Annotated in this window: 11 protein-coding genes; 10 read left to right on the top strand and 1 reads right to left on the bottom strand. The window is 46.0% G+C overall.

What is annotated here, in order from left to right:
- Window positions 1–120: 120 nt before the first annotated feature.
- From BQ9856_RS18005 to BQ9856_RS17990, 4 genes are all read left to right on the top strand, one after another.
- Window positions 121–1,566 carry a S1C family serine protease gene (locus BQ9856_RS18005; protein WP_077612255.1) on the top strand — a complete coding sequence of 482 codons (1,446 nt, stop codon included), beginning with the start codon at window positions 121–123 and terminating at the stop codon, window positions 1,564–1,566.
- A gap of 187 nt (window positions 1,567–1,753) precedes the next feature.
- Window positions 1,754–3,157, top strand: a complete 1,404-nt coding sequence (gene clpX / locus BQ9856_RS18000; RefSeq protein ID WP_200801381.1) for an ATP-dependent Clp protease ATP-binding subunit ClpX — start codon at window positions 1,754–1,756, stop codon at window positions 3,155–3,157.
- Window positions 3,158–3,186: 29 nt separating this feature from the next.
- On the top strand, window positions 3,187–3,711 hold the full coding sequence (locus tag BQ9856_RS17995) for a signal peptidase II (RefSeq protein WP_442855544.1): 525 nt from the start codon (window positions 3,187–3,189) through the stop codon (window positions 3,709–3,711).
- A gap of 86 nt (window positions 3,712–3,797) precedes the next feature.
- A complete protein-coding gene (locus BQ9856_RS17990) occupies window positions 3,798–5,048 on the top strand; it encodes an HlyC/CorC family transporter (RefSeq protein WP_077612253.1) in 1,251 nt (416 codons plus the stop codon).
- A 738-nt stretch (window positions 5,049–5,786) separates the two neighbouring features.
- Here BQ9856_RS17990 and BQ9856_RS17985 read toward each other — a convergent pair.
- Window positions 5,787–6,146, bottom strand: a complete 360-nt coding sequence (locus BQ9856_RS17985; RefSeq protein ID WP_077612252.1) for a TIGR04086 family membrane protein — start codon at window positions 6,144–6,146, stop codon at window positions 5,787–5,789.
- A gap of 183 nt (window positions 6,147–6,329) precedes the next feature.
- Between BQ9856_RS17985 and scfA the strand changes: the two genes are divergently transcribed.
- The 6 genes from scfA to BQ9856_RS17955 all read left to right on the top strand — a co-directional run bounded on the left by scfA (window position 6,330) and on the right by BQ9856_RS17955 (window position 12,486).
- On the top strand, window positions 6,330–6,476 hold the full coding sequence (gene scfA, locus BQ9856_RS17980; RefSeq protein WP_002601553.1) for a six-cysteine ranthipeptide SCIFF: 147 nt from the start codon (window positions 6,330–6,332) through the stop codon (window positions 6,474–6,476).
- 135 nt (window positions 6,477–6,611) lie between these two features.
- Window positions 6,612–8,006: a thioether cross-link-forming SCIFF peptide maturase gene (gene scfB / locus BQ9856_RS17975; protein WP_077612251.1), complete on the top strand. Its 1,395-nt coding sequence runs from the start codon at window positions 6,612–6,614 to the stop codon at window positions 8,004–8,006.
- 45 nt (window positions 8,007–8,051) lie between these two features.
- A complete protein-coding gene (locus BQ9856_RS17970) occupies window positions 8,052–10,205 on the top strand; it encodes a protein translocase subunit SecDF (RefSeq protein ID WP_077612250.1) in 2,154 nt (717 codons plus the stop codon).
- A gap of 16 nt (window positions 10,206–10,221) precedes the next feature.
- On the top strand, window positions 10,222–11,364 hold the full coding sequence (gene tgt / locus BQ9856_RS17965) for a tRNA guanosine(34) transglycosylase Tgt (RefSeq protein WP_077612249.1): 1,143 nt from the start codon (window positions 10,222–10,224) through the stop codon (window positions 11,362–11,364).
- A gap of 140 nt (window positions 11,365–11,504) precedes the next feature.
- The gene (yajC, locus tag BQ9856_RS17960; RefSeq protein ID WP_442855594.1) at window positions 11,505–11,771 is read left to right on the top strand and encodes a preprotein translocase subunit YajC; all 267 of its coding nucleotides are present in this window, start codon (window positions 11,505–11,507) and stop codon (window positions 11,769–11,771) included.
- A gap of 262 nt (window positions 11,772–12,033) precedes the next feature.
- A complete protein-coding gene (locus BQ9856_RS17955; protein WP_077612247.1) occupies window positions 12,034–12,486 on the top strand; it encodes a MarR family winged helix-turn-helix transcriptional regulator in 453 nt (150 codons plus the stop codon).
- Window positions 12,487–12,676: the final 190 nt, after the last annotated feature.

The following is a 12,676-nucleotide window of genomic DNA, read 5'->3' as shown; positions in this document are numbered from 1 at the left end:
TGCGGGGTTCTTTTTCATTTCACATATTGAATATATTTTTATCACAAAATGGTCACAATTCATTGGTAAACTTTGATTATCAAAGAAGAGGAACAGTATACATGAAAGGAGACAGGTCTTATGTATGACGAAGATGAAAACAAAGTGACAGGCGGAATGAATCCTGAAGATCATAAAGAAGAAGCAATGACTACCAATTTTATTATGAGGGATCCGGAGCCGGAGAGCTCCGAACGGTCTCAGGCCCGCAGTGCTTATGAGAATCAGCAGAATATTCCGCATTATCAGGAATACCAGTATCAAAGAATGGCGGAACAAAGTCCGCTTCCGGAAGAAGGGAAACCCAAAAAGAAAGGCGGTTTTGTAAAGAAGGCCGCCGGCCTTGCAGGCGGAGCCCTGGTCTTCGGTGTGATTGCCGGAAGCGTCATGGTTGGGATTAACTGGGCCGCCGGGGCCTACGAAAGCAGAAATTCCGTCGAGATAAGCCGGGCAGAGACCATTCCTTCTACGTCTGCAGCAGCCGGTACCCAGGTAGCCAACGCCTCCAGTGTTTCCACAGTCAATGATGTTTCTACCATCGTAGACAAAGCCATGCCGTCGGTCGTTGCCATTACCAGCAAGGTGATTTATGAAAGCCAGACCTGGTTTGGCCCCATGCAGAGAGAAGGGGAGGGCAGCGGTTCCGGTATCATTGTGGGAAAGAATGACGATGAACTTTTAATCGTAACCAATAACCATGTAGTAGAAGGGGCAAATGAGCTGAAGGTCACCTTTATTGACCAGGTGGCCGTGGATGCAGCTATCAAAGGAACTGACGCAGACAGCGATCTGGCGGTCATTGCAGTTCCGTTAAAGAATATCTCTTCCGACACATTAACCAAAATTTCCTTAGCAAACCTTGGCAATTCCGACAATTTGAAGGTAGGCCAGGGAGTTGTTGCCATTGGAAATGCTCTTGGCTACGGACAGTCCGTTACCGTCGGTTACATCAGCGCTCTTGACCGTACCGTCCAGACCGAGGATGGAACAAACCGTAACCTGCTTCAGACCGATGCAGCCATCAATCCCGGTAACAGCGGCGGCGCTCTGTTAAATATGCAGGGAGAGGTAGTTGCCATTAACTCAGCAAAATATTCTTCCACAGAAGTTGAGGGCATGGGGTATGCGATCCCGATTTCAAAAGCCCAGGATATCATTGACAACCTGATGACCAGAAAGACCAGAACACAGGTTGCCGACGGGGACCAGGGATACTTAGGGATCCAGTGCAAGAATATTGATGCGGCTACAAGCCAGCAGCTCGGTATGCCCCAGGGTGTATTTATCTATAAGATTGTAGAAGGAGGTGCGGCTTCCCAGTCCGATTTACGGGAAAAAGACATCATTACCAAATTCGACGGCCAGGGCATTAAGACTTATGATGACCTGACAAATATGCTTAAATATTACGAAGGAGGAACAACCGTAACCCTTACCGTCCAGTCTCTTGAGAACGGTCAGTACGTAGAAAGAAACGTAGACATAACCCTTGGTAAGAGGCCGGCAGAGGTCCAACAGCAGGGATAAGAGGAAAATGGCTCCTCAGGCTCATTCACCGGGCTTGGGGAGTTTTTCAATTCATTAAAAAAATCTAAATTACTGATCCGCACTTGTAGGACAGTTTTAAATGCTTTATAATGACATATTATGCGGTATATAATTACAGATAGAGGGAGACTATAGTTTGGAAGACAAAGATATTCTGGAGGAGAAGATGGAAGACACGACTGTCCGCAGCTCTGATGGTGATAAAAAGAAAAAAGAAGACGATGAATACGAAAAAATCTGTTATGTCTGCCGGAGACCGGAGAATGTGGCAGGGCCGATGGTTTCCATGCCTGGAGGCATGAATCTGTGCCATGACTGCATGCAGAAAGCATTTGACTCTGTAACTCAGGGCGGATTTGATTTGTCCAAGATTCAGAATATGCCTTATATGAATTTGAATTTAAGGGATCTTGGCAATATAAACAGTCAGGATCTTGAGATACCCAAAAAGCAGAAGATTAAAAAAAGAACGGAGAAAGAACCGAAGCAGGACCTTAATTTAAAGGATATTCCCGCTCCTCATGTAATCAAACAGAAGCTGGATGATTATGTCATTGGCCAGGAGCAGGCAAAAAAAGTGATCTCCGTAGCGGTTTATAATCATTATAAGAGGGTCTATCTGGTGGATTCGAAGCAGCGGGATGAGGAAGGGAACGTTCAGATTGAAAAATCAAACATTCTCATGATCGGTCCGACTGGCAGCGGGAAAACCTATCTGGTTAAGACCCTGGCAAAGCTCCTTGATGTACCTCTGGCCATTGCCGATGCAACTTCTCTTACCGAGGCAGGATACATAGGCGATGACATTGAGAGCGTAGTATCCAAATTGCTGGCAGCCGCTGATAACGATGTGGACAAGGCAGAGCGCGGCATTATTTTTATTGATGAGATTGATAAAATCGCGAAAAAGAAGAGTACAAGCAGCAGAGATGTAAGCGGGGAATCTGTCCAGCAGGAGCTTTTAAAGCTGCTGGAGGGGAGCACGGTGGAGGTTCCGGTAGGCTCCAATCAGAAGAATGCCTTAACGCCTATGACTTCGGTCAGTACAGAAAACATACTTTTCATCTGCGGAGGAGCGTTCCCGGATCTGGAAGACATTATAAGGGAACGGCTGAAAGAAAAATCCTCCATCGGCTTTTCAGCCGAATTAAAGGATAAGTATGAAAAAGATTCTGACATTCTTACTCATGTGACCAACGAGGATTTAAGAAAATTCGGTATGATACCGGAGTTCCTGGGCCGACTTCCCATTACGGTTACCCTAGAATCCCTGAATAAGGACTTTCTGATCCGTGTTTTAAAGGAACCGAAAAACGCCATTTTAAAACAGTACAAAAAGCTTTTGGAGCTTGATGAGGTGAATCTGGTGTTTGAAGAGGATGCATTAGAGTGGATCGCAGATGAGGCTCTCAAGAAAAAAACCGGGGCCAGAGCGCTGCGCGCCATTATAGAGAACTTCATGCTCGATATCATGTATGAGATTCCCAAGGATCCGAATATCGGTTCCGTGGTCATAACGAGATCCTATCTGGACAGGAACGGCGGTCCTCACATTCAGATGCGCGGTTAATGATACAGGAAATCAGCGGGAATTGCCGGATGAAGGATAAAAAGAACGGTAACATGGTGATAATAAGGACGGAAGGAGTGTACGTCATGGTATTGATCGGCTTCATTGCATTATTAGCATCCCTGGATCTTTGCATAAAAAGTGCCATTGAGGAACAGAACGAATCCGATTTCCCCAAAGAACTTGAGGGAAGCTGCGGAAAAATTTTGTTGTATAAAAATCATAATGCCGGTTTTTCCTTCGGCTATTTAAAAAATCATCAGTCGCTGGTACAGATGATTCCTCTTGCAGTTGCTTCTTTTATTGGAGGAATGCTTGCCTGCCTCCTTCAAAGAAAGGGGAGGACCGCAGAAAAACTGGCCTTATCCATAGCCTTAGGCGGCGCCGTCAGCAATCTGTATGACAGGCTGGTCCGGCATTATGTGGTGGATTATTTCAGCATTCAGTATGGGAAGCTTAAGAAGGTTGTATTTAACCTGGGAGATTTGTTCATATTTCTGGGAGCCGGTATCATGCTTGTGGCGGCAGTGATCCGGTCTTTCAGGGAGCGTTAAGTGTAAAAAAGCGGCTGTTTTCTTGACATAGCCGCTTTTCTATTGTAAAATCAAAGACAAAATATAAAAAACGGGAGTTGATCTTTTTGGATTCGAGTGACTATATACAGTTGCTTATATTAATTTTTCTGGTTGGTTTATCAGCATTTTTCTCATCGGCTGAGACTGCACTTACTACGGTGAATAAGATCCGGGTCCGGACTTTGGCGGAGGCAGGCAATAAGAGCGCCATCACGCTGACGAAGATTCTGGAGAACCAGGGTAAGATGCTCAGTGCGATTCTGGTCGGTAACAATGTAGTAAACTTAACTGCCTCATCCATTTCCACCACACTGGTTCTGAGCATATGGGGCAATAAGGCGGTAGGCATTGGGACCGGTATCCTTACTCTGGTCATTCTGGTATTTGGCGAGATTTCGCCGAAGACCATTTCAACACTATATTCCGAAATAATAGCTTTAAAATATGCAAAAACAGTATATACCTTTATGATTGTCATGACTCCGGTCATTTATGTTGTCAACATACTTTCATCGGGCTTTTTGCGGTTCATCCATGTGAATCCCAACCGAAAGCAGGAAGCCATCACAGAAGATGAACTTCGAACCATTGTAGATGTCAGCCATGAGGAAGGCGTTATCGAATTGGAAGAAAGAAAAATAATCAACAACGTATTCGACTTCGGCGATTCCGTGGCACGTGATATTATGATCCCACGTATCGATATGACTCTAGTAGAAGTAAACGCCACTTATGATGAACTGATTGATATATTCCGGGAAGAGATGTACACCAGAATTCCGATTTATGAAGAAACCAGTGATAATGTCATCGGAATCATTAATATGAAGGACCTTCTTCTCATAAACAATGATGACGGTTTCAGTATCCGAAATATTTTAAGAGAGCCGCTCTATACATATGAGTATAAAAAAACTGCAGAACTTATGTTAGAGATGCGCAAGACCTGCAACAACGTTGTTATTGTCCTGGACGAATACGGAGCAACGGCAGGGATGATTACTTTAGAAGACTTGCTGGAAGAAATCGTCGGAGAAATCCGGGATGAGTACGACGAAGACGAAGAAAATGAACTGGTCGAAGTTGCGCCGTTTGAATATGTGGTAGAAGGCTCCATGAAGCTTGACGATCTAAATGACCGGTTAGGCCTTGAACTGGAATCTGAGGATTATGATTCCATTGGCGGCCTGATCATCGGACAGCTTGACCGCCTTCCGGAGCAGGGAGAAGAGGTAATCTGCAACGAAATCAGGCTTGTAGTTGATAAACTGGATAAAAACAGAATTGATAAGGTGCATATGTATTTGCCGCATTGAGGGACTGGCTGCGGTGACGTGGACTTTTGCTAAGATTTCGAGGGAAAAGAGGCAGAGGGGGAGGGGCAGCAGTTGGAGTTTCGGCGGAAGAACTTCTAAGGCCGGAAGGATACAAAAAACATGGGATCGGAAAACTCCACCCGAATTTCTGAAAGAAATTCGCGTTCCGGGTTTCCTCGGACATTGGCTTTGAAGCCAATGTCCGCCCATGTTTTTTGTATCCTTCCAACCTAAGAAGTTCTAATCCGCCTGCAAACCAACCGCTGCCCCTCCCCCTCTGCCTCTTTTCCCGGCTAAGTGTTGGAAAAGTCCACTGTGTACGGGCCTTCCGAATTGAATATTTAAACCTCAGCCTCCAAATTATAAACATGGTTTTCAACTATGATTTTCGCCAATACCCTTAGCGGAAATGGAGAGCTGCCGTATTCTGGCCGGAAAATGAGGAAAGGCTCCCCGGATACAGCGATTTTTGCAGGACGTCGATAGGCGTTAGGGAGAGGGTACGGGATAATGAGGGAAAAAACGGACTCACAAAGTCCGTTTTTTAGACGCCCTGAATCGAGTTTTCATCAGGAAAACTCGATGAATGGTGTCGGTGCCCTCATTATCCCGTGCCATCTCCCTTACACCTATCCCGTCCGAAACCATGAGCGTATCCGGGGAGCCTTTCCTCATTTTCCCTCCAAAACCCTAAGCGCAGTTCTCCATTTCCTCACAACCTTATGAGTAAAACCATTTTTAACTCATCATCCCCCCCGCAGTCCCGCTGACCACACATATCGCCATAGTGGTAAGAATCTGGTTCATGGATCCGTTTAACCCTTTGTTCAATAGGAAAGAAACTCCTAAGAGCACCAGGAAATAAAGAAGTCCCAGTAAAAGTCCCCAGAAGAACCTCCGCTGCCGTATGCTCTTTCCCATTAAAATCCCCCCAAAGAGACAGGTGATAATATAAACCGCATTGACACCCAGTCGTATCTGGCCTTCCTTCAACCGGAATCTATAGAGTGCTAAGGCCAGGACCACCAGCAGGATTCCGGTCAGTATGTAGGTGATGAGCAGGTTTCTTAGTGTGACCTGAAGCTTTGATTTTTCCATTTGACTACTCCTTATATCTTGTCTTATGGTTCAGTATATTCTGCCTGTACAGAGGATATTCTAGGATGTTTGGACAATAAAAATTTATACAGGCCTGTTTGTGAGGGGGCAATTCATCTTGCACTCGCCAAAAACATGTGGTATAATCTCAAGGAATTAGGTTAATACAGGAGGTGTAAGTATATGAAACACGTGAAAACATTAAATTCCAGTACTTTAAAAGAATCCATGAAAAAAGGTGGCTGCGGCGAATGCCAGACTTCCTGCCAGTCAGCCTGCAAGACATCCTGTACAGTAGGAAACCAGAGCTGCGAGAATAGCAACCGTTAGTTTATGAAAACTGTATAGAACAGCCATAAGGCAGATAAGCAGATGCCCCTACGGTCATACGACGGTAGGGGTTACTTCGCTTGTCTGCCCAAAACCGATTAAAGGTTAAAATCTTTCAAAATAAGGAGACTACAAGTGATTCATCAATATATCAATAATGGGTTTCATATCGTGATGGATGTCAACAGCGGCTCGGTTCACTCCGTGGACCCGGTTATGTATGAAGCTGTAGAGATCGCCGCAGGTATGGTGCCGGAGATGGAAGAGCCGGAGGCACTTCCAAAAGAGGCGGAAGAAGAGATTTCCAGCCGCCTTTCTGAAAAGTACGGAGAATCAGAAGTAAAGGAAGCTTTGGAGGAGATTCAGTATCTCATCAATGCGGGAGAACTGTTTACCAGGGATGTATATCACGACTATGTGGTTGATTTTAAAAAGCGGAAGACGGTTGTTAAGGCGCTTTGTTTACATATTGCCCATGACTGCAATCTGGCCTGCAAATATTGCTTTGCGGAAGAGGGAGAATACCATGGCAGGCGGGCGCTGATGTCCTTTGAAGTGGGGAAAAAGGCGCTGGACTTTCTGATTGCCAATTCCGGCAGCCGGAAAAACCTGGAGGTGGACTTTTTTGGCGGAGAACCGCTCATGAATTGGGAGGTAGTGAAGCAGCTTGTTGAATACGGCCGCTCAAAAGAGAAAGAATATAATAAGAATTTCCGTTTCACCATGACGACCAACGGTGTGCTGTTAAATGATGAGATCATGGAATTCTGCAACCGGGAAATGAGCAATGTTGTGTTAAGCCTTGACGGACGTAAGGAAGTCAATGACAGGATGCGCCCGTTCCGCAACGGAAAAGGCAGCTACGATCTGATCGTTCCCAAGTTTCAGAAATTTGCTGAGCTCAGAGGAACCAGGGATTATTATATCAGAGGGACCTTTACCCGCAATAATATGGATTTCTCAAAGGATGTTCTGGAATATGCAGATCTTGGCTTTTCCAGCATGTCCATCGAGCCGGTGGTAGCGCAGCCGGAAGAGGATTATGCGATCAGGGAGGAAGACCTCCCGCAGATCCTTGAAGAGTATGACAGGCTTGCAGTGGAATACATTAACAGGCAGAAGGAAGGCAAAGGTTTTAATTTCTTCCATTTTAATATTGATTTGAATCAGGGACCCTGCGTGGCAAAGCGGTTGTCAGGCTGTGGTTCAGGGACTGAGTATCTGGCAGTGACCCCGTGGGGAGATTTCTATCCGTGCCACCAATTTGTCGGAGAGGAGAAATTCCTTCTCGGCAATGTAGATACAGGTGTGACCAATTTACAGATTCGCGATGAGTTTAAGCTTTGCAATGTTTATGCTAAGAATAAGTGCCGGGATTGTTTTGCAAGGTTCTACTGCAGCGGAGGCTGTGCAGCCAACTCCTATAACTTCCATGGATGCATTACGGATGCTTATGATATCGGATGCGAAATGCAGAAGAAACGGATTGAGTGCGCCATCATGATCAAGGCGGCTCTGGCTGAAGACTAAGGTTGGAAAAAAGCATTTATTATCCCAAAAAAAAGGAGAAAAGTCATGAAAAGTAACAAAGGCAAGGGCCTGTTAGGGCTGATTTTTTCACTGGCCATGGTTGGATTGTTCGCCTATTTTGGCTACACGACCATGAATGACATTAAGCTGGGCCTGGATCTGGCAGGGGGTGTCAGCATTACGTATCAGGCAAAGGAAGAAGATCCAAGCGCTGAGGATATGAAGGACACCATCTATAAGCTGCAGCAGAGAGTCCAGAATTACAGCACGGAAGCAGAGGTTTACCAGGAAGGAAACAATCGGATTAACGTGGACATTCCCGGCGTATCCGATGCCAATGCTATTTTAGAGGAACTTGGAAAGCCCGGCTCCCTGATTTTTGCAGATGAAACCGGCAATACGATTTTAAATGGCAATCAGGTGGCTACGGCGAAGCCGGTGATCACCGAAAATAACGGCATCAAGGAATACCTGGTGGATTTGACCTTTACAGACGAAGGGAAGCAGATATTCGCAGATGCAACGACCAATAATGTCGGAAAACGGATTGCCATTATTTACGACGGCAAGATTTATTCCAACCCGGTCGTTCAGGAGCCGATCACCCAGGGACAGTGCCAGATCAGCGGTATGACCTCTTACGAGGAAGCGGAAACCCTGGCCTCCACCATCCGAATCGGTTCCCTTTCCCTGGAGCTGGAAGAACTCCGTTCCAATGTGGTAGGTGCAAAATTAGGACAGGAAGCCATTACCACCAGCTTGAAGGCAGGTGCCATCGGTTTTGCCATTGTTGCAGTATTCATGATTGCAGTTTATCTGATTCCGGGAGTGGCTTCTGTTATCGCATTATCTCTTTATGTGGGCATTATTTTGATTCTGCTGGCTGCCTTTGAAGTGACCCTGACCCTTCCGGGTGTAGCAGGTATCATTCTTTCAATCGGTATGGCAGTGGATGCAAATGTTATCATTTTCACACGTATCAAGGAAGAAATCGGTTTTGGCAAGACGGTGAAATCGGCCATACAGGCTGGTTTCAACAAGGCTCTGTCAGCGATTGTTGACGGTAATGTGACAACCCTGATCGCTGCCGGCGTTCTGTTCTGGAGAGGATCCGGCACGGTAAAGGGGTTTGCCTCCACGCTGGCGATCGGTATCGTTTTATCCATGATCACAGCGCTTTTTGTCACAAAGTTCGTTTTGAACATGCTGTTCCAGCTGGGGTTTGATGATCCGAAATTCTATGGCACTAAGAAAGATGGAAGGGTGATCAATTTCCTTTCCAGAAAGAAGCTGTGGTTTGCCGGTTCCCTTCTTGTGATCGTCATCGGACTTGCATGGCTGGGAGTCAATAAGTCCCAGACAGGAAACATCTTAAACTACAGCATGGAGTTTAAGGGCGGTACTTCTACCAATGTGCCCTTTAATGAGGATCTGACTCTGGAGAGGATCTCCTCTGAGGTGGTTCCGGTTGTGGAAGGAATAACAAAGGATGCGGATGTTCAGACTCAGAAGGTTGCCGGAACCAATGAAGTTATTATAAAGACCAGGACCTTAAGTGTGGACGAACGTGAGGCTTTAAACAAGGCTATGGTCGATAACTTTGGCATAGAAGCCGAAAAGATTACGGCAGAAAGCATTTCCGGAGCAGTCAGCCAGGAAATGAAGCAGGATGCCATTGTAGCCGTTATCATTGCTACGGTCTGTATGCTTCTTTATATCTGGTTCCGTTTTAAAGATATCAGGTTCGCGGGAAGTGCGGTGCTTGCACTGGTTCATGACGTTTTGGTAGTACTGACCTTCTACGCTCTGTTAAAATGGTCCGTAGGTTCCACCTTCATTGCATGTATGCTTACCATTGTAGGGTATTCTATCAATGCTACGATTGTTATTTTCGACCGCATCCGGGAAAATTTAAAGACCCAGAGAAAGCTGGAGCTGGATGAGATTGTGAACTTAAGCATTACGCAGACATTTACAAGAAGCATTAACACTTCACTCACTACCTTCATCATGGTATTCGTGCTGTATATCCTGGGGGTATCATCCATCCGCGAGTTCGCGCTGCCTTTAATGGCCGGTATCGTATGCGGTACGTATTCTTCCGTATGCATAACAGGCTCCCTGTGGTATGTGATGAGCATTCATAAAAATAAAAACAGTGCAGGGGCGAAAACAACTGCTAAAAACACGAAAAAATAAAAGTAAGGGAATGTAAATGAATTATAAGATCATTGCAAAGGATGGACGTGCGAAGCGGGCGGAGGTAACAACCGTCCACGGCACGATCCAGACTCCGGTGTTCATGAATGTTGGCACGGTGGGAGCCATCAAGGGAGCTGTTTCCACGGATGATCTCCGTGAGATCAAGACCCAGGTAGAGCTTTCAAACACCTATCACCTTCATGTGCGCACCGGCGATAAATTAATTAAAAAATTCGGCGGACTTCATGCTTTTATGAATTGGGACCGCCCGATTCTTACAGACTCAGGCGGGTTTCAGGTATTTTCTCTGGCCGGATTGAGAAAGATAAAGGAAGAAGGCGTTACCTTCCAGTCCCATATAGACGGCCATAGGATTTTTATGGGCCCGGAAGAGAGCATGCAGATCCAGTCTAATTTAGCCTCTACCATAGCCATGGCCTTTGACGAGTGCCCGCCTCATCCGGCAGCCAGGGAATATATGCAGAACAGCGTAGACCGTACCACCAGATGGCTGGAAAGGTGCCGGATTGAGATGGAAAGGCTGAATTCCCTGCCTGATACTTTAAACCGGGACCAGCTGTTGTTCGGCATCAACCAGGGCGGGACCTTTGAGGACATCCGGATCGCTCATGCCAAAACCATATCTGCCATGGGTTTAGACGGCTATGCATTAGGCGGGCTTGCAGTGGGGGAAAGCCATGCGGAGATGTACCGTATTTTAGATGAAACGGTTCCCTATCTGCCGGAGAACAAGCCGACTTATCTGATGGGAGTGGGAACCCCGGCCAATATTTTAGAGAGCGTGGACCGGGGCGTGGATTTCTTTGACTGCGTATATCCGTCAAGAAATGGCCGCCATGGTCATGTGTATACCAATCAGGGAAAACGGAATTTATTCAATTCCAGGTATGAACTGGATCATAAGCCCATAGAAGAGGGGTGCCGGTGCCCGGCCTGCCGCTCTTACAGCAGGGCCTATATCAGGCATCTTTTAAAGGCAAAAGAAATGCTTGGCATGAGATTATGTGTCTTGCATAATTTATATTTTTATAATACAATGATGGAAGAGATTCGTGACGCAATCGAAAACCGCCGTTATGGGGAATACAAGGAACAGAAGCTTTCCGGTATGACGGCGGTACAATCCGGGGAATAATCCTCTTAAGGAAGGCAGGCTTAGCCGTTCGAAGAGCCGCCAGGTGAATCGAGCTTCCTGAAGATGAGGGACAAGCAGGCGGCGGATCGTTATATAAGGAGGAAATGGTTATGTTATCAGCAACAGGCGGTACCATGGGCATGGGTTTCTGGGTTATCTACATCGCAGTGATCTTTGGCTTTATGTATTTTATCGCAATCAGACCGCAGAAAAAGGAGAAAAAGAGACAGCAGGAGATGTTTGCAAACATTGCAATCGGTGACAGCGTCTTAACCTCCAGCGGTTTTTACGGCGTTATCATCGATATGACAGATGATACGGTTATTGTTGAATTCGGTAATAATAAGAACTGCAGAATTCCTATGCAGAAGTCAGCAATCGTTCAGGTTGAAAAACCAGAAGCCTAAAGGTGGCCTGACAACCGGAATTGCAGATCAGGAACGGGTTGCCCGGAAGAAAGGTTCCTTTTTTCCGGGCACTTTTGCGTTTTGGACTTGACATACTGCGTTTGCCTGTTTATAATTCAAAAACGAATGGTTCAAAAGTGAACGATCCAGTGTCGGGATCTCATATAGGGAAACCAGTATACAGCATTGGATCTCAGACATATGATTTATTAAGGGTTATCGTTTGTTTGGATAGCCTGAATGTGTTATTTAAGGAGAAGAGATGAGGCAGAAAGAAGAGGGGGATTTTACATATTTTGCAAAGATAGACAAGATATACCGGAAGGTTTGCGGAAAGGCTGTTGCGGAATATGATTTTACTCCCAATGAGATCCTTGTGTTGATGTTCCTTTCCAATAATCAGGAGCTTAACAGCGCATCCGACATAGCCCAGTGCCGGAATATTTCCAAAGGTCTTGTGGCAAAATCCGTGGAATCCCTGTGTGAAAAAGGGTATCTGACGACCGGAAAGGATAAAAAGGACCGCAGGCTTGTCCATTTATACCTAACGGAAAAAAGCCAGAAAGTTGTGGCGAGGATTAAGACATGTAAGCAGGAATTCATGGAAGAACTGCATAAAGGCATACCTGCGGAGGATTTAGAGGCTTTAAACCGCACCGCGAAAGTGATGAACCGGAATCTGGAGAATATGCTGAGGCTTACGGAGAAAAGCTGACCGGTTTAAGAGAGCAGCTTTGCTTTCGTCAAGCGGATATTCGCAATCCGCTTCGCTACTTGCTCACAGCGTGCCCCGCTCCACCGGGCATAACCGAATAGCAGCTATCGCTGCTTGTCAGGTGGAGCTTGTACTCCACCTGACACAAGCAAGTCCCCACCCACCACTTAATGCTTTTCGCATTTGAAGT

This window comes from Clostridium sp. Marseille-P2415 (assembly GCF_900155545.1).
Taxonomy (GTDB): Bacteria; Bacillota; Clostridia; order Lachnospirales; family Lachnospiraceae; genus Lacrimispora.
The sequence above is the reverse complement of the archived record's forward strand: the minus strand, read 5'-3'. Positions and strand labels throughout refer to the sequence as shown.